Genomic DNA, 17,058 nt, shown 5'->3' with positions numbered 1-17,058 from the left:
AAATTTCGATTTTCGATTTTCGATTGATTGGACTTTTTTTGCACGGGTGTGCGTTAGGTTGAATCTTGGCGTTTTTCAGGCCGCCGCGCGTCACTTGTGAGAGAGTTTCACGATTTTCTTGTTCGCCTCGGAGAGGAGGAGCACTTGCGGTTTCCAACCCTCGGCCTCCTTTTCGTCAACGTTGGCGAAGCTCATGATGGTGATGAGGTCGCCGCGCTTGCCGAGGTGGGCGGTCGCGCCGTTGAGGCTGAAGACGCGCGAGCCGGCGGGGGCGGCGATGGCGTAGGTTTCGAAGCGTTCGCCGTTGGCGAGGTTGCTCACGAGGATTTTTTCGTAATGGCGCAGGCCCACCATTTCCATGAGCTCGATGTCGATGGCGAGGCTGCCCTCGTAGTTGAGGCTCATGTCGGTGACTTCGGCACGATGAATTTTGGATTTTACGAGATTGAGTTGCATGGTTGGATCAACTTCGTGATAGAAGTCTGTCAACGAACGCCACACCGCCCTCATCGTCAATACTCAATCCCAACCGCAACGATCCACGCCTTTTGTAAAAGCCCGCATCGCAAATGTCCTCCTGGTTTCAAAGAAAAATCCGCAGCTTCGAAGCTTTCGCCATCGATGTGATCTTCGGGCGCGCGGAGGGGACGGCGGCGACATTGTTCGCGGGATTTTTGCAGGTGCTGTCGTTTATGTTCAGCGGGATTGTGCAGGCGCGCTACTGGCTTTACCGGAGGCGCATTTTTCATGATCAGCCGCTCGGGTGCCTCGTCGTCGTGGTGGGAAACCTCACGGTGGGCGGCACGGGCAAGACGCCGGTGGTGGAAAAATTCGCCGCGGCGCTTCGCGATCGCGGGCGCAAGGTCGCCATCCTCAGCCGCGGCTACAAGAGCAAGTCGCCCCCGTTCTGGCGCAAGTGGATCAACTGGATCACGCACGCCGCGGAGCCGCCGCCGCGCATCGTGAGCGACGGCAAGACCGTGCTGCTCGACTCGGAGCACGCGGGCGACGAGCCTTACATGCTCGCGCGAAACCTGCCGGGCGTGCTCGTGCTTGTGGACAAAAACCGCGTGAAGGCCGGCATGTATGCGATCAAGAAATTCGGCTGCGACACGCTCGTGCTCGACGACGGTTTCCAATACCTGCCGCTCAAGGGGCGGCTCAACCTGCTGCTCGTTGACAAGACCAACCCGTTCGGCAATGGCAACCTGCTGCCGCGCGGAATCCTGCGCGAGCCGATCAAGCACATCAAGCGCGCGAGCTACGTTTTCCTCACGAAGTCCAACGGCCAGCGCGACCTGGAGCTGGAGGAGCTTATCAAAAAACACAATCCGCACGCCGACATTATCGAGTGCGCGCACCGCCCGCAATATTTGCAACGCTTCGGCGCCGGAGCCGATGAGAAGCAGCCGCTTGATTTTCTGAAAGGCAAGCGAGTGGGCACGTTTTCGGGAATCGCGGTGCCGGAGAGTTTCGAGAAGTTTGTTCGCGATCTCGGCGGATCGATTGTTTTTACGCGCCGGTTTCTCGACCATTACCGGTTTAAGAAATCGGATTTCGAATCGATCTTCAAAGAGGCGATCGAGAAAAAAGTGGAGTTTATCGTGACCACCGAGAAGGACGCCGTGCGCATCGATCCCGGCATGCCGTGCCCCGTGCCGATCTATTACCTGCGGCTCGAGATCGAGATTCTTCAAGGCGCGGCCGACTTCAACGAGGCCGTGGAGCGCATCTGCTTTCCGGGCGCCGCGGCGTTGCCGTGATTTGTTTTGCGCCGCGGGTTCGCTGCTGGCACGGGACGCCATGTGCGCGGCTCAAACGCGCTTGATCGTTACTAGCGTGTAATCGTCGCGCTGTTTTTCCGGGCCGGCAAAGCGCGACACGCTTTCGAGCACGTGGTCGTTGATTTCCTTCGCGCTGCCCTTGCGCGATGCGCGGACGGCATCCATGAGCCGCGCGCCGGAAAATTCCTTCCCGTCCTCGTTTGGCATTTCCGTGATCCCGTCGGTGTAGAGCACGAGCGACTCGCCGCGCATCAGCGGTTCGTGCCGGTCCTTTATGATCTCGGCGAAAATCATCTCCTCCACCATGCCGATGGGCATTCCCTCGGAGCCGATAAACTCGCCCTTGAAGTGTTTGTCCGCGCGATCCTCGCGCGCGAAAAACGGCAGCTCGTGCCCCGCGCGCGCAAACGTAACCTCGTTGTATTCCGTGTCGATGATCGCAAACACCATCGTGATGTAGAGCCCCTGCTGGATGTCCTCGGACAGCACGTGGTTGAGCTCCACGAGCACGCGCGCGGGCGACTCGAACCGCGGCGCGATCTGGCGCAGGTTGGTGCGGCAAATCGCCATCAGCAGCGATGCCGCGACGCCCTTGCCCGAAACATCGCCCACCGCCACGCCGAGCTTCGTTTCGGACAGCACAAACAAGTCGTAAAAATCGCCGCCCACTTTTTGCGCGGGCGAGTAACGCGTGTCGATGTCGAACCCATCGATCTGCGGCACCCCGTGCGGCAGCAGCATTTGCTGGATGTTGCTCGCGAGCGAGAGATCCATGTCGAGCTGCTTTTTCTCCAGTTGGAAGTTGATGAAATCGACCGTGTGCAACGCGATCGCCGCCTGCTCGGCGAGCGATTGCACCAGTGAAAAATCCGTTTGCGTGAACGGATGGCTGCCCGCCGGGTTGGTCACTGCGAGCACGCCGAAAAACCGTTTTCCAAATGTCACCGGCACGGCGATGATCGAGCGCACCTCAAGCGCCGGGTCGTAATGCCGGACCACGCGCGGGTCGGCCTTCGCATCGGGAATCAACTCCCCCTTGCCGGTCTGCGCCACGTTTCCCACCACGCCATCGCCGACGGGAAATGTTTCCGACTTCAAAACCTGCTCGATGAACTTCGCCCGCGAAATGATTCCCGCCCGGCCCGAGTCCGGCAGCGGCTTGTGCGGCGGGAATAGCCCCTCCACCGCCACGCCGCGCATCATGTTGCCCGCGGTCTTTTCAAATATGCACGCGCTGAGCGCGCCCGTGCACAAAATCGACGCGTGCACGATGCGCTGATAGAGCGCCTCGCGGCGGGGATTGTCCGCCATCGCCTCCGCCATGTGGTGCATGAAATCCACCACGATTTGCGTTTCCTGCGAAACCACCTGCCGGTCGTCCTCGGCGGGCGCGGCGCCGCGGCGCGCGCGGCAATAAAACAAAAATGCTGCGAACGCACCGACGAGCAGGCCTGTTAAAAACAAATACATTTCGGGATGGCTCCTAGGAAACAACCTGCGCGCCCCGCATTCAACAAAATCTCCAGCCGGTGTTCATTTTTATTTTCAAACCTCCATCAATTTTGACCGTCCGTTTCTGCTTCCCTTTCAGCCCTTCTGTCCTTCAGTCTCTCGGCCTTTTACACATGAGCACCACCAACACAGCACCCGAAGAACACGCGATCCTGAAAACCTCCTACGGCGACATGACCATCAAGTTTTGGCCCGACGTCGCGCCCAAGACCGTGGAGAATTTCAAGAAACTCGCGCGCGAGGGTTTTTACAACGGCACCGCGTTTCACCGCATCATCAAGGGCTTTATGATCCAGGGCGGCTGCCCCAATACCAAGGACGGCGAAAGCGGACTGCCCGGCACGGGCGGCCCCGGCTACCAGATCAAGGCCGAGTTTAACGCCAAGCCGCACGTGCGCGGTGTCATCTCGATGGCCCGCTCGCAGCATCCCGACTCCGCAGGCAGCCAGTTCTTCATCTGCCACGGTGACGCGCGTTTCCTCGACAAGCAATACACCGCCTTTGGCGAACTCATCGCCGGCGACGATGTGCTCGAGCGCATCGCCACCGTTCCGACGCAGCCCACCGGCGAGCGCAGCACGCCCATCGACCGCATCGGACTCACGAGTGTCGAAATCGTGCCCGCCGCGTGATCGGCGCATTCGCATTTCGTTTTCTGTTTGCGGCGGCCACGCTGCTCCAAAAACCAAGCCAAAAAAACGCCCGCAATCAACCGCGGTCGTTTTTTGTATTCAAAAATCAATTACAGCGACCGGTTGTGTTTGAAAAACGGCGATGTCGTTTCCTTGAGGGAGGAATGCCTAAAACGAGAACGGCACGCGCACGCGCGCCTCGGTTGGCTGTCCGCCGCGAGTCAGCGGGTCAAACACCCACTGGTTGAGTGCGGTCACCGCCGCCCAGCCAAACTCGGGGTGCGACGCCTGCACTATGCGCGGCAGGCATGCGCGCCCTTCGCGATCAATGATGAACTCGATTGTGGTCTCGCCTTTTACCTCTTTGCCGGCGAATGCCCGCGGGGGAACGGGAGCGGCGCGCCACACAGGGCGCGGCCTTCCGTCGAGCCCTCGCGCGCCCAGCACTTCGTTTCCGTTTGCCAGGTGGCGAATCATGCGCATCTCGCTCGACTCCGCGATCTCGCCGTTGGCGTTTATGACCGGCTCCGCGGGCGGCTGCTTGAAAACGTGCCTCCACGTCATTCGCAACGACGCGGGTTTTAGCGTTTTGGTGCCCGCCTTGATATAACTTCCCTCAAGCGCCGCCACAAGCGAGCGTCCGCATTCCGGATCGCTTGCCGAAAGCACCTCGATGTCGCGGATTTTATTGGTGTCGCTGACGGTGAATCGCACCACGGCCTCGCCCGATTTCCCCGTTGTTGCGAGCTCGTATGGAAAAACCGGGTCCACCATAATCACCCGCTCCGGTTCTTTTTCGCAATAGCTGTCAATCGAAACGCCTTCGGGCGGCGCCATGGTAAAAACGTCGGTGTCGGTTTCATTTTTCTGCCGCTCGCCCCACGCCGAGAATTCCAGTGACGCCCGCGTCTTTCCCGGCAGCGCCAGGTCGCCCTGTTTCGCGGGCTCGAACTTCCACTCCTTGAACTTCGCCTCCGAGCGCCGCACAAAATCGGGATGCGTCGAGTCGAGCACCCGCACCCTTGATACATTCCCCCGGCGTCGATCATTAGGTCGGCGAAGACTGTGCCTTTTGTGATGCGCGATTCCAGCCACGCCGGAAAGGTCGTTTCCACCGGCTGTGAAACAATCTTTGGCGGTGTCTTCTTCAAGGGGTAGGGCGTTGATTCGCTCGGGGGCAGCAGGCCTGCCGTTCCTATTTCCGACAGTTTGAAAAACAAACGCACGCCCATTCCCATCGGAATCGGCTTCCCTTCGTCGAGGCCCGGCGCAAACACCCATTTCCCGACTGATTCGAGCGCGGCTTCGTTGAAGCGTTTGTCCGACGATTTGGCGACGCGCAGTTTGCCGACCTCGCCCGTCTCGCTCACCACAAAACGCAATTCCACGCGCCCCTCCACATTCTGTTTTTCCAACTCCGGCGGATACACCGGCGGCGTCCAGCTTTTCACAAGAGGATCCCCGCTCGGCGCGCCGGCGGGGGGCGGAGTTTGCGCGCGGGCGGCCGTTGAAAACAAAATCATTGCAATCGCACAGGCGAGGGGTCGGTAACGCATGTCACAAACCCTCCCGCGAATCGGACGCGATGGTCAACCCATTTGCGCGCGCGCAATTTGCCTCAAACAAATCTGGCCATTTGTTTGCACGTGAGTTCATTTGTGCGCTTTTCACATGTTCGAATCGCTCACAGACAAACTTTCGCAGGCGCTCCGCAATCTCCGCGGGGTTGGCAAACTATCCGAGGAAAACATGGCCGAGGCGCTCAAGGAAGTGCGCGCGGCCCTGCTCGGCGCCGACGTGCACTTCAAGGTCGCGCGCGAATTCGTGGAGCGCGTGCAGCAGCAATGCGTCGGGCGGGAAGTGCTCAAGGGCGTCTCGCCAGGCCAGCAAATCGTCAAGATTATCAACGACGAATTGGTGCGCTTGCTCGGAGAGGGCGCGACCGAGCTTTCCGCGGCGCGTCCGCTGAGGGTGCTCATGGTCGGTTTGCACGGCTCGGGCAAAACGACATCTAGCGCGAAACTTGCGAAGCTGCTTAAAAAACGCGGCTATCGTCCGATGGTTGTGGCGTGCGATATTTACCGCCCGGCGGCCATCGACCAACTGGAGATTCTGGCGAAGGCGGAGGAGGTCGCGTTTTACGCGGATCGCAACTCGAAGGACGTTCCCGCCATTGGCGCGGCCGCGCTTGAGGCGGCTCGCGAGGCGACGTGCGACGCGATTATTTTCGACACCGCCGGACGCCTGCAAATTGACGAGACGCTGATCGACGAGGTGAAAAAACTTCGCGCCCGCGTGCAACCCGACGAGGTGTTTCTCGTCGCCGACGGCGCGCTCGGCCAGGAGGCGGTCAACGTGGCAAAGGCGTTCAACGACGCGTTGCAACTCACCGGCCTCATCCTCACAAAACTCGACGGCGACGCGCGTGGCGGCGCGGCGCTCTCGATCAAGTCGATCACGGGCGTGCCGATCAAGTTTGTCGGCACCGGTGAGAAGACGGAAAACTTTGAGATATTTTATCCCGACCGCCTTGCCTCGCGCATCCTCGGCATGGGCGACGTGGTTTCGCTCGTCGAGCGCGCGCAGGAAAATATCGACCAGAAGGAGGCGGAAAAGATGGCGGAGAAACTCCGCAAGGCCGACTTCAACCTGGAGGATTTTCTCGGGCAGATGCGCCAGATCAAAAAAATGGGCTCGATGGAAAGCATCATGGGCATGCTTCCGGGCATGAACGGCGTCAAACTAGACGGCGACGCCGAGAAACAAATGGCGCGCACCGAGGCGATCATTCTCTCGATGACACCGCAGGAGCGCCGCAAGCCCGAGCTCCTGAACGGCAGCCGCCGCCTGCGCATCGCGAACGGCGCGGGCGTGAAAATCATAGAGGTCAACCAGCTCATGAAACAATTTCAGCAAATGCAAAAAATGATGAAGATGCTGAAAGGTGGCGGAGGCCGCAAAATGATGCGCCAGATGCAAGCCATGCAGGCCAAGGGCGGCATGCCGCGTTTTTGATGTTGTTTTTTGCAGAGGCGGCGCAAGCGACGCCCCTTAGATATGTTTTGGTTTAACTTGCCGCGAGAGAACGCCTTTTGGTAGGGCGAAGCCTCCGGCTGAGCCGTAGTATTCTCGGCTCACCGAGACGGTTCGCCCTGCCTCAAAATGTGACAGGATAAACCAGAAAAGCTCCAATTGGTTATTTTTTGGTCGGCTCGAATTTCACAAAATCACCGAAGGTCAGCAGGAGCGGGTAGTCGGTTATGCGGATGTTTTTCAGGGTCCAGGAATTGCCCTTGTAGCGCGAGCGCACGAGCATTTCGTCGGGCACTTCATAGACGTCGCCGGTGATCAGGTCCACCAGGCGCACGGGTTTCGGAAGACCGGTGAAGATCATCGTGGTCGCGCTTTCGAAGCTCGTCGTGAGTAGGTCGGTCGCGTTCCAGTAGAGGAAGCCGCGAGCGCCGTTGGACTTTTCCAATGCGAGATATTGCAGGGGATGATCGTCGAAGCCGACTTCTTTTCCGTATGCGCCTTCGCCGGGGACGATTTGCAGCGCAATGTTTCCCGTGGTGACGTCGTCGGTGAAAACGGAGCAGAGGTTTTGCAGCGCGTAGTAGGAGGGTTTGGGCGTGTATTCGCCGGTGGAGCGGCCGTCCTCGTCGAAGTCCGCGCCGAGCACGCCGAAATAGCCGTAGTCAAGATACGAGGCTTTTTCGCCGACTTTGCCGTCGAGCGCCTCGATCATGTCGACGGTCGTGAAATACGAGGTGAAATCGACATCGAATGAAATGTCGGTGACGAGGTGCCGCAGCAGCAGCTTGGCCTGGTTTTGCGGGGTCCACGCGCGGTAGCGCAACGCGCCGCGTCCGTCGGGGCGCGATTGCGTGCCGGACTCGCCTTGCACCATTTTGATGTTGGGGTTGTGGGCGCGCACGAGCGTGCGCATGGCGTCGTATCGGTTTTTGTATCCGAGCTCCGTGATCGCGTAATAGTGATACGAGAAAATATCGAGGTGCGCGGCCATGCCGGTTTCGAGCGCGGCGGCCATGTAGCCGAGGTGCTTGAGCGAGCCGGAGGTGACGCCGCCAGCGATTTGCGCGGAGGGATCGACGGCGCGGATCGCCTTCGATGTGGCGATCACAAACTCGCCGTATTCAGCCGGGTTCACGCCGGTTTTCCAACAGTTGAGCGCGTTGGGTTCGTTCCAGATTTCGTAGAGTTGGACGCGTCCCTTGAAATGCTTGACGACGGCCGTGACGTAAGCGGCCCACGCGCGTCTTTCCTCCTCGGTTTTCACGGGCGGCACGCCGACGGCGCCGTAGTATTTTTTCGCCTCGGGCGTGTAGAGTTCGTTGCCGTAGCAGAGGTTGATCCATGGCGTCATGCCGCGCTTGATGAGGTTGTCCACCACGCTGTCGAGCCACGCGAAATCATACTGGCCGCGAACTTTTTCGGTGCGCTGCCAGCCGGACTGGATGCGCACCCACTTGACGCCGAGCGCGCCGACTTTGTCGTAGGCTTTTTCCGGATCGAAAACATTGCGGTCGAGTTTTTCGAAGCCAATGCCGATGCGCGGGCTGACGCCTTCGACCGATGCGCGCGGGGTGACTTTGCCGATCCGTTTGAGCTGCACGGGCGCCGCCTTCGGATGGACGGTTTGTGCCGTCGCGGGGAGGCACAGGGCCGTGGCGAGGAGGGCGGGTGCGACAATGCGGAGGAGTGAGGTGAGGGATTTTGGTTTCATGTTATTGGGTTTAAAAAATCTACGGGAAAATCGTAGGGGCGCACCTGGCGTGCGCCCTGGCATGCGAAAGACCGATTGCGCGAGAAATCACAAAGCGGGCGAACACGAGGGCGCTCGCAAGGCGCGCGCCTACGGGTCGAGCGGGTCGGTGCCGACTTGGGTGGAGAGCGGGGAGAGCTTGCCTATGAGTTCGAGCGGGCCGGCTTGGGAGACGAGCGTGAACGGCGAATAGCCGAGCTCCTTTTTGGCGTTTCTTTGGAAGCGCGGGCTGACGATGTAGTTCACGTGCGTGTCGGTGGTGAGCACGCGGATGGTTTTGTCCAGGGGCGCGCCGAGGCGGATGAACAGGCGCGCGGTGTTGCGGTAATTGGTGGTGGTGTGGCGGGCGTGCGGGTCGATGATGACGCACTCTTCCGGCACGCCGAAGTCGCGGACAACGACGCGCTTCATTTCAACCGCCTCGCAATAATTGGTGCCGGAGGGCCAGACGTAGCCGCCGGTCAGCACCAGAAACGCGGAGTCGCCTTCGCGGAAGCGGCGGATGGCGGCGTCGAGCGAGGCGCGACCCGTCGGGCTGAGGGGCACGCCGGAGATGTGCGCGCCGTGGCCGAGCACGAGCAGGGCGGTGTGCTTGTAATGCGTCCAGTCAATCTTCGCGGCGCGGGCAAATGCGGCCTGGTTTTCACCCGCGTGCAACGGCTCGAAACGTCCGGCATAATCGCGCTGGTGCGCTTGCAGGAGCATGACCGCGAAACGGAGCGAGGGTTGGATGAAGAGCCGCGCGGCCTCGGGGTCGTCGCGCACGAGCACGAGTAGTTCGCGGGTCGTTTTGACGTGGTAGGCGGAGGCGGGATCGTAGGCGAGCGCATCGATTTTTGCGTAGCGGGGCGGAACGCCGAGCGCGTAGGTTTTGATGACGAGGTTGACCATGCCGGCGGCGTCACCCCAGGCGCGCGCGAGGAAATCGGCGTCGGGGAGTTTTTCGTGGAGCGCAAAAAGACCGCTCGGGCGAAGGTTGTCGCGGACGGCGGCGCGGAGCGCGGGACTGTCGTCGAGGAGGCCGCGGAGGATTCCGGCGACTTGCTGAATCTCGGCGTCGGACCAGAGGAGCGGGTCGATTTGCGCGGTGAGGGCGTCGAGGGTTGTCGTGTCCTTGCTCGCCGCGGCGGAGGCCGGGATCGCGCGGAACTTGGCTTGCGCAAGCGCGGCGAGTTCGGGATGCGCGGCGAGCGCGGCGCCGACGGCGGGATCGCTTTCGAGGACGGCGAGCAGCGGGAACGTCTTTTCGAGAAGCGGATTGCTCCACGTGACGGGTCCGGCCCGCCCGGTTTTCGGCAGCGCGGAAAACGCGGACGTCGCGAGGACGCAGAGCAGGGCCGGAATAACAAGGAGGCGTGCGGCGGCGCGGGGGAATTTCATGAGCGGAATTGTTGTCCGGTTTTGGGAAAAATCAAACCAGACCGACGCGGTCGCGGCGGAATGTGCGCGCGCGGGCGAAACCCACGGCGATGGCGCCGACGAGGTAAAGCGAGGCGAGCACGGCGAACCCGCGCGTGAGCCCGGAGCCGTCGGTGTAAATGTCCTTCATGCGTCCGAGCAGCAGCGGCGAGAGCGAGCCGACGAGAAACGCCATCATGGTCATCATCGACACGGCGGTGGCGCGGAAGCGCGGCGGAATCACGTCGAAGAGCGAGGCGTGGGTGTTGCATTCGTAGAGGCCGCGGAAGAGGCCGAAGGCGGTCATGGCAACACACACGGAGACGAGGCCCGGCGCCATGGCCATCCAGAAAATCGCCGGCGCGCCGAGCGCCATCGCGACGGTTTGCAACTCCAGGCGCGCGGTCGGGCGGGTGCGCGCGCGGTAGTCCGAAAACGCGCCGCCGGCGAGCACGCCGGCCATGGCGCCGAAGTGGTGGAAGAACATCGCGTAGCCGCCCGCCAGCGTGAGCGAGAGGTTGAACTTGTCCTGGAGAAACGAGGGGGCCCAGACGACGTAGGCGTTGTTCACGCAAACGATGGCGGTGAACGCGACCGTGAGCAGCAGCGCCGTCGGCGTGCGAAAGATCATGGCGAACGACTGGAATAGCGTCGGCTCCGCTGCGGGGGCGGGGGCGGGCGGCGCGTCCGCGGGCGGGGGCTCGAGCGACTTCTCGTCATTTGTGTCGCGCAGGCGGAAGATGAACACAAAGCCGAGCAAAATGCCGCAGCCGCCGAACACGTAGAACGCGGAGCGCCAGCCCCAGCAGTCTGCAATCCAGCCTCCGAGGAAGCCGCTGGTCATCACGCCGATGTAGAGCGCGGTTTGGTGGACGGACATGGCGATGCTGCGCGTCGAGCGGTGAAACTTGGCGAGCAGAGAATACGCCGAGGGCGCGTAAAAGGCCTCGCCGCCCGCGGTCGCCACGCTGCGCAACGCCACGAGCGCGACCACGCCGCCGGCGAAGCCGGTGAAGAGCGTGGCGGTGCTCCAGAATATCAAGCAGCCGGTGATGACGCGCGTCTTGGAAAAACGGTCGCCGACAAAACCCGCGAAGGGCATCAGGATGGCGAGCGTGAAGAAGAGCACCGAGCCGACCAGGCCCTCCTGCGAACCGGTGAGCAGCAGCTCGGCGCGGATTTGCGGCAACACCACGCCGAAGATCGCGCGGTCGCCCTGGTGGAAGAAAAACGCCAGGCAGAGCAGCGCGAGCAGCTCCCATTTGTAGCCCGGACGGAGTGGTTTTTGAGGTTTCATGTTTCGAGTGCTTGCGGGACGAGTTGGACCGAGCAGCCGCCGTCAACAACCAGCCGGGAGCCGGTGATGCGGCGCGCCTGTTCCGAGGCGAGAAAGAGCACCGAGTCGGCGATGTCGTCGCCCGTCGATTCCCAGCCGATGGGCACGATGGCGCGTCGCTGCGCGGCGGTTTCGGGCGTGATGTGGTCCCAGCGGTTGGTGCGAATGTAGCCGGGCACGACGGTGTTGACGCGGATGTTGTGCCCGCCGAGTTCGAGCGCCATCGCGCGGGTGAGCGCCTCGATCGCGCCCTTTGTCGCGCAATAAATGCTGCGGTTGCGGATGGCGCGCTGCGCAGTGTTGGAGCCGAGGTTTATAATCGCCCCGCCGCCTTGCGCGATCATGAGCCGCGCGGCTTCCTGGCCGCACAAAAACGTGCCCATGAGGTTCACGCGGACGACGTTTTCCATCACCTCGAACGGCATGTCCGCGAACGAGTGGCCGATGGCGTGCTGCACGGCGTTGTTCACGAGGATGTCGAGGCGGCCCCACTTGTCGCGCACTTGCTGGAACATGCCCGCGATGCCCTCGCGTTTAGTGAGGTCGGCGGGCAGCGCGAGCACGTCCGCTCCGGTGGCTTCGCTGATTTCGGCGGCGGCGCGCACGGTGGCGTCGGGGTCGATGTCGTTGATCGCGACTTGCGCGCCCGCGGCGGCGAAGCGGCGCGCGATGGCGAAGCCGGAGTTGGCGGCCGCGCCCGTGACGAGCACGTGTTTTCCTTGGAAGTTCATTGTTATTTTTTCGGAGTGTTTGACGTTTCGGGATTGAAGTAGGAGACGGCGTCGGGCGGGCGGATTTGCGTGAGCGCGCCGGTATAGTGCCGCAGGTTGCGCGGCTCGTAGGGATGCTTCGCGATTTCATCAATGCGCAGGTCGATGCCGAGGCCGGGGCCGTCGGGGATGAGCAGCGCGCCCGCCTCGAAACGCGCCTGCTCGGTGCTGATTTCGCGGCGGTGCGGCACGTCGTTCGACATGGTTTCGAGCAGGAAAAAGTTGGTCGTGCACGCGGCGAGTTGCAGCGTGGCGGCGTTGGCGACCGGGCCGGACGGGTTGTGCGGGCAGATCGCGATGTTATACGTCTCGGCCATCGCGGCGATTTTGCGCAGCTCGCCGATTCCGCCCGCATGGCTCACGTCGGGCTGCACGTAGTCGGCGGCGCCGCGTTGCAGGAGCGCGCGAAAATCCCAGCGGCTGTAAAGGCGTTCGCCGGCGGCGATGGGCACGCGCACGCGCTGCTTCACCTCGGCGAGCGCGTCGAGGTTGTCCGGCGGCACCGGCTCCTCGAACCAGGTGATGTCAAACTCCTCCAGCCGTTGCGCGATGCGGATCGCCGTGGGCACGTTGAAACGTCCGTGCCCCTCGATCAAAATATCCACGTCTGGGCCGACCGCCTCGACAACGGCCTGCACGCACGCCATCGCGTCGTTGAGTTCGCGCTTGCCGATGTTCATGTAGGCCGAGCCGAACGGGTCCCATTTCAGTCCGCGGAAACCCTGCGCGACGGCGACGCGCGCTTTTTCCGCAAACTCGTCCGGGCGCACCGCCGGCGCGAACCAGCCGTTCGCGTAGCACGGCACGCGGTCGCGCACGCGTCCGCCGAGCAACTGCCACACGGGCACGTCGAGCGCTTTGCCCTTGATGTCCCAGAGCGCCATTTCGACGGCGGAGAGCGCGCTCATCAGCACCGGTCCGCCGCGCCAGTAAACGTCGCGGTAGGTGTCGTGCCAGAATGCCTCGATGTCGAACGGATCGCGCCCGACGAGATAGCGCTCAAGCTCCTTGCACGCTTGCGCGACGGTTTGCTCGCGGTATTCGAGCGTGGCCTCGCCGACGCCGTGGATGCCGTCGTCGGTGAGCACGCGCACAAAAACCCAGTTCGTGCGCCACGCGTGGCAGATGTGTGTTTCGATTGCGGTGACTTTCATGGTGATGGAGAAATGGAATAAAAAAGCGGTTCTTGTGCTTAACGCTGCGGGATTGCGCATCTTTGGAGTGCGGCGGCAAAGGGCGCAGCCCGACGACGACGCTTTTGAATGCGAAGAAAATTCGAATATCGCTCAAAGCGGTGTCGCCGCTTCGCTATGCCACCGCACTCCAAAGATGCGTCGCTGTGTTTTTCGGAGATCATTGGTTGGTCGGTTTTGCGCCAAACCGCGTTTCGTAGAGCGTGGCGGCGACGTCGCGCACGGCCTCGATGGTTTCGGCGTAGGGCGTGTCGCAAATGTCGAGCAGGCCGGTTTGGTAATTCTCGCCGTCGAAACGTCCGGTCGTCGGCTGGTCGTAATATTGAAACCAATGCGTGCCGATGATCGCCGGGTTGCGCAGGCCGCTGCGCACGTATTCGCGGTAGGCGAGCGCGCGGGCGTCCTGGTCGGCCACGCGCACGAGGGCGGCGCAAAACGGCCCGCGATCAAGCGCGCCGAAGTGAAACTCGCCGATCAGCACGGGCATGCCCTTCGCGGTATCGAGGATGGCGGGAAGCGTGGCGAGGCTCGACGCGTAGATGTTGATGCTGATCACGTCGCAGTGGCGCGCGGCCACGCGCGTGACAAACGCGCTGCCGCTGCCCGCGAAGCGCGCACCGAGATACAGGTGATTCGGCGACGCGGCCTTGACCGCCGCGCGGCAGCCGGCGAAATATTTTTCGACGATGTGCTCGCTCAGCATTTCGAGGTCGGCCTTGGCGGCGGGGTGTTTTTTGTCGGGCGGCGCGGTTGCGGCGAGAAGCGCGTCCCAGCTTTCGTGCGCGGTCGCCCACGCGGTGTTCAGCGCGGCGATGTCGCGGTATTTTTTTCGCAGCACGGAAACGAGCGCGCGCTTGGCGGGTTGCGAGGCCGGCGAGGCGAGCGTGACCTCGGCGGCATGCCACGAGTTGCCCCAGCGCAGCTCGTTGTCCACGAAGAAACCGAGGCACCACGGGTCGTTGAGCGACTCCCTCAACTCGGTGCGCATGGTGCGCTCCATGTGCCGCTCCCACGCGGGGTCGAACGGATCGGGCAGCTTGCCCCAGCTTCCGCCGGACGCCTCGATGCGAAACTCCGAAGCGCCCATCGGCGCGGAGTAGAGAATCGCCGTGTAGGGAAATTTGCGGCGCAGGTAAATGTCGGGATCGGAGGAGTTGGCGATGGTGTTCAATCCCCAGCTTTCGAGGCGCCGCAGCGCGCGCGCCTTGTGCGCCGCCTCCCAGTCCGCGCCGTGTTTGCGGAAAAGATTGGCCTCAAGAAAATCATAAACGGCGTGCCTGCCTTTTCCCAAATAATAGCCGCGCGTCGAGGGCGACTCGTCGCCGTAAAACCGCGCGAGCGGCGACGCGGAATCTTTTGGCGGCAGCGTGAAGAAATGCTCGCGGTCGGGAAGCGGCGTGCCGCGATAAACGCCGCCGACGCGCTGAAGCGTGGCGACGCGCACCACGCCGTGCGACCAGAAAAGCCGCCCCTCCGGATCGACGAGCCACCACTGGCCGTCGATTTTTTCGACGCGGAAAAATCCGGTCGCGCGTTGTTGCGGCCCTGCCGCCCAGCCGCCGTAACGGTTCCATTTTGCGGGGCGTGGATGCTCGGCGATGTCGGCGTCCTCGGCGTTCAGGCGCGCGGCGAAATCGCGCTCCGATTTTATTTTGCCAGGCCACGCGCGGTGCGCGTATTGCCCGAATTCATCCACAAGCGGAAACACGCGGCTTTCCGGCCAGTCGCGCCACTGCTCGGGCACGCCGCGCGCGACAACTTTGCCGATGGCGAAGCGTTGCCCGGCGCGCGCGTTTTTTGCATGGATTTCGATGCGCGCGATGCTTGCGCCGTCCATGACCCCGTGGCGGGCGAACTCCCGCGGCTTGCCAACGAGCGAGATCAGTTTGCCGTCGAGCGGCGATTTGTTTTTGCCGGTGATCGGCACCGTTACCCACACGACCTGGCCGCCCACGGGCAGCGTCGCCGGGGCGCGATAGTGCCTGTGGTGAATTTTGACCGGCCCGGTGGCCGAGGCGGCGTCGAACACCGCGAGTTCAACATCAACCGGCTCCGTCCCGAGGTTGCGGAACGGCACGGCGATTTCAGCAAACGCCTCCAGGTCCCACGAGCCCGCGCCCGCCTCCGGTCTCACGGAAATGCCGGCGCGTTTTGCGTCGCGCGGGGCGGTCAGTTCGAGCCAGCCGGATTCGTTGGGCGCGGCCTCGGACGAAAGCGTTTTCACTCCGGCGGCGGGCCAGCGTTCCCAGCCGGCCACGGTGCGCGCGTGCTCGGGGGATTGCGCAAAGATTCCCTGCGCTAAAAACAACAGCGCGAGTCCGGGAGCGGCGATTCGGGTTGCAAGAAAGCGGGCGTGAATCATGCCGCGAAATACTGCCGGCGCCCGCACCGCCGGCAAACAGCCATTTGCGGCAACCCGTTTCTATTTTGCGACATTGACCGGCACTGGCGGAACGCTTCTTCTCGACGCATGCCTCGCAACCGCAACAAGCCCTGCGCACGCCGCAAGCCCGGCGATCCGCTGCATGTCGCCGTGTGCATCGACACCCGCGACGGCCCGGGGCGCGAACGCCTGCTCGGTTGCTACCAATACGCGCTCGAGCGAAACTGGCGCCTCTACCTGATCCGGCAGGACAACGCGGACGAGATCGCGAAACTCGCGGGCATTTCGCTGGACGGCGCGATCTTTTACGACCGCTCGCGCGAGTTGCAGGAGGCGGTGAAAAACAAGAACGTGGTTTGCGTGGAGACAAGCGCGCGCCACCTGCCGCTGGACGACGCGGCCGTGTTTGTGGACGACGAGGCGCTCGTGCGCGTGGCGGTCGAGCATCTCCGCGCGGTGGGATTCGAATTTTTTGGATACTGCGGACTTGCGGGCAGCAGCCCGTCGACCGCGCGCGCGAAACACCTCATGGAACTCTCGGGCCCGGCCGGGCACACATTTGAGGACCAGCGGCGCGACGGCCAGATGGACATTGAAAAACTGATGCGCTGGCTGCGCTCGCTGCCAAAACCCGTGGGCGTGCTCGCCTTTGACGACAAGATGGGCGAGCGCGTGCTCGCCGCGTGCCGCTGGGCGGGAATCCGCGTGCCGGACGAAGTCGGCGTGATTGGAATCGGCGACGACGAATTGATTTGCGAACTGACCCTGCCTCGCCTCACCAGCGTGGCCCTGCCGACGCGCCGAATCGGACGCGCCGCGGCGGAAACGCTCGAACGCCTGCTATCCGGCGAATCTCCCGAGCAACGCTGGCAGCGCGTCGCGCCGCTGGAAGTGGTCAGCCGCGCCTCGACGGACCGCCTCCCTCCCGCGCGCCCCGCGGTGTTGAAGGCGGTCGATTTCATCCGCGCGGAAAGCCACAGATTGATCGGCACCGACGAGGTTGCGGAAGCCGTGGGCATGTCGCGACGCACGCTCGAGCGCGCGTTTAACGCCGACCTCGGGCAAACCGTGCACGATTTTTTTGTCGAGTTGCGCCTGCAAAACGCGAGACGGTTGCTGCGGCAAACGGAGATGCCGCTGGAAGCCGTGTCGCGAGGCAGCGGTTACTCGTCGCTGTCGTCATTCATGCGCATGTTCGCCGCCCGCACCGGCAAATCCCCGCGCGAATACCGCGAGCACTACAGACGGCAGGGGAAGGGGTGAGGGA

At 62.7% G+C, this 17,058-nt stretch carries 13 protein-coding genes and 1 pseudogene; 4 read left to right on the top strand and 10 right to left on the bottom strand.

Going from position 1 to position 17,058, the window contains the following annotated elements:
• Nucleotides 1-90 precede the first annotated feature (90 nt).
• On the bottom strand, nucleotides 91-456 hold the full coding sequence (gene panD / locus CKA38_RS14915; protein ID WP_108826279.1) for an aspartate 1-decarboxylase: 366 nt from the start codon (nucleotides 454-456) through the stop codon (nucleotides 91-93).
• 113 nt (nucleotides 457-569) lie between these two features.
• Between panD and lpxK the strand changes: the two genes are divergently transcribed.
• Nucleotides 570-1,763: a tetraacyldisaccharide 4'-kinase gene (lpxK, locus tag CKA38_RS14910; protein ID WP_108826278.1), complete on the top strand. Its 1,194-nt coding sequence runs from the start codon at nucleotides 570-572 to the stop codon at nucleotides 1,761-1,763.
• Nucleotides 1,764-1,814: 51 nt separating this feature from the next.
• Here the strand turns inward: lpxK and CKA38_RS14905 are convergent, their stop codons facing one another.
• Nucleotides 1,815-3,254 (bottom strand): PP2C family protein-serine/threonine phosphatase, encoded by a 1,440-nt coding sequence (locus CKA38_RS14905; RefSeq protein ID WP_108826277.1) that lies wholly within the window; start codon nucleotides 3,252-3,254, stop codon nucleotides 1,815-1,817.
• 155 nt (nucleotides 3,255-3,409) lie between these two features.
• Here CKA38_RS14905 and CKA38_RS14900 point away from each other — a divergent pair, with 155 nt between their 5' ends.
• The gene (locus CKA38_RS14900) at nucleotides 3,410-3,928 is read left to right on the top strand and encodes a peptidylprolyl isomerase (RefSeq protein ID WP_108826276.1); all 519 of its coding nucleotides are present in this window, start codon (nucleotides 3,410-3,412) and stop codon (nucleotides 3,926-3,928) included.
• Between the two features lie 168 nt (nucleotides 3,929-4,096).
• Here CKA38_RS14900 and CKA38_RS15830 read toward each other — a convergent pair whose 3' ends face one another.
• Nucleotides 4,097-4,942 (bottom strand): energy transducer TonB, encoded by an 846-nt coding sequence (locus tag CKA38_RS15830; RefSeq protein ID WP_236919065.1) that lies wholly within the window; start codon nucleotides 4,940-4,942, stop codon nucleotides 4,097-4,099.
• A gap of 251 nt (nucleotides 4,943-5,193) precedes the next feature.
• Nucleotides 5,194-5,451, bottom strand: a pseudogene (locus tag CKA38_RS17015) (energy transducer TonB); the annotation flags it as partial.
• A gap of 148 nt (nucleotides 5,452-5,599) precedes the next feature.
• Between CKA38_RS17015 and ffh the strand changes: the two are divergent.
• Nucleotides 5,600-6,943: a signal recognition particle protein gene (gene ffh / locus CKA38_RS14885; protein WP_108826274.1), complete on the top strand. Its 1,344-nt coding sequence runs from the start codon at nucleotides 5,600-5,602 to the stop codon at nucleotides 6,941-6,943.
• Nucleotides 6,944-7,124: 181 nt separating this feature from the next.
• On the opposite strand, the gene CKA38_RS14880 is transcribed toward ffh, so the two are convergent.
• The 6 genes from CKA38_RS14880 to CKA38_RS14855 all read right to left on the bottom strand — a co-directional run bounded on the left by CKA38_RS14880 (nucleotide 7,125) and on the right by CKA38_RS14855 (nucleotide 15,770).
• A complete protein-coding gene (locus CKA38_RS14880; protein ID WP_161554948.1) occupies nucleotides 7,125-8,672 on the bottom strand; it encodes a GH39 family glycosyl hydrolase in 1,548 nt (515 codons plus the stop codon).
• Between the two features lie 129 nt (nucleotides 8,673-8,801).
• Entirely contained in the window at nucleotides 8,802-10,091 is a 1,290-nt protein-coding gene (locus tag CKA38_RS14875) for a YdcF family protein (RefSeq protein WP_108826272.1), read from the bottom strand.
• 31 nt (nucleotides 10,092-10,122) lie between these two features.
• The gene (locus CKA38_RS14870) at nucleotides 10,123-11,406 is read right to left on the bottom strand and encodes an MFS transporter (RefSeq protein ID WP_108826271.1); all 1,284 of its coding nucleotides are present in this window, start codon (nucleotides 11,404-11,406) and stop codon (nucleotides 10,123-10,125) included.
• Nucleotides 11,403-12,176, bottom strand: coding sequence for an SDR family NAD(P)-dependent oxidoreductase (locus CKA38_RS14865; protein WP_108826270.1), 774 nt, complete (start codon nucleotides 12,174-12,176; stop codon nucleotides 11,403-11,405). Before CKA38_RS14865 ends, CKA38_RS14870 begins: the two co-directional genes overlap by 4 nt.
• Before the next feature lie 2 nt (nucleotides 12,177-12,178).
• Nucleotides 12,179-13,369 carry a galactonate dehydratase gene (gene dgoD, locus CKA38_RS14860; RefSeq protein WP_108826269.1) on the bottom strand — a complete coding sequence of 397 codons (1,191 nt, stop codon included), beginning with the start codon at nucleotides 13,367-13,369 and terminating at the stop codon, nucleotides 12,179-12,181.
• 199 nt (nucleotides 13,370-13,568) lie between these two features.
• Nucleotides 13,569-15,770, bottom strand: a complete 2,202-nt coding sequence (locus CKA38_RS14855) for a hypothetical protein (RefSeq protein ID WP_108826268.1) — start codon at nucleotides 15,768-15,770, stop codon at nucleotides 13,569-13,571.
• 108 nt (nucleotides 15,771-15,878) lie between these two features.
• On the opposite strand from CKA38_RS14855, the gene CKA38_RS14850 reads away from it, so the two are divergent.
• Entirely contained in the window at nucleotides 15,879-17,054 is a 1,176-nt protein-coding gene (locus CKA38_RS14850; protein ID WP_108826267.1) for an AraC family transcriptional regulator, read from the top strand.
• Nucleotides 17,055-17,058: the final 4 nt, after the last annotated feature.

Origin of the sequence: Ereboglobus luteus, from assembly GCF_003096195.1 — a bacterium.
Lineage (GTDB): Bacteria > Verrucomicrobiota > Verrucomicrobiia > Opitutales > Opitutaceae > Ereboglobus > Ereboglobus luteus.
This window is presented reverse-complemented; position numbering and strand designations above follow the sequence as displayed.

Excerpts from the sequence above, each read along its gene's own strand:
- CKA38_RS14865 (WP_108826270.1), bottom strand. The coding sequence starts at position 12,176 with ATGAACTTCCAAGGAAAACACGTGCTCGTCACGGGCGCGGCCGCCAAC.
- ffh (WP_108826274.1), top strand. The coding sequence starts at position 5,600 with ATGTTCGAATCGCTCACAGACAAACTTTCGCAGGCGCTCCGCAATCTC.
- CKA38_RS14875 (WP_108826272.1), bottom strand. The coding sequence starts at position 10,091 with ATGAAATTCCCCCGCGCCGCCGCACGCCTCCTTGTTATTCCGGCCCTG.
- panD (WP_108826279.1), bottom strand. The coding sequence starts at position 456 with ATGCAACTCAATCTCGTAAAATCCAAAATTCATCGTGCCGAAGTCACC.
- CKA38_RS14900 (WP_108826276.1), top strand. The coding sequence starts at position 3,410 with ATGAGCACCACCAACACAGCACCCGAAGAACACGCGATCCTGAAAACC.
- CKA38_RS14880 (WP_161554948.1), bottom strand. The coding sequence starts at position 8,672 with ATGAAACCAAAATCCCTCACCTCACTCCTCCGCATTGTCGCACCCGCC.
- CKA38_RS14905 (WP_108826277.1), bottom strand. The coding sequence starts at position 3,254 with ATGTATTTGTTTTTAACAGGCCTGCTCGTCGGTGCGTTCGCAGCATTT.
- CKA38_RS14870 (WP_108826271.1), bottom strand. The coding sequence starts at position 11,406 with ATGAAACCTCAAAAACCACTCCGTCCGGGCTACAAATGGGAGCTGCTC.
- lpxK (WP_108826278.1), top strand. The coding sequence starts at position 570 with ATGTCCTCCTGGTTTCAAAGAAAAATCCGCAGCTTCGAAGCTTTCGCC.
- CKA38_RS14850 (WP_108826267.1), top strand. The coding sequence starts at position 15,879 with ATGCCTCGCAACCGCAACAAGCCCTGCGCACGCCGCAAGCCCGGCGAT.
- CKA38_RS14855 (WP_108826268.1), bottom strand. The coding sequence starts at position 15,770 with ATGATTCACGCCCGCTTTCTTGCAACCCGAATCGCCGCTCCCGGACTC.
- dgoD (WP_108826269.1), bottom strand. The coding sequence starts at position 13,369 with ATGAAAGTCACCGCAATCGAAACACACATCTGCCACGCGTGGCGCACG.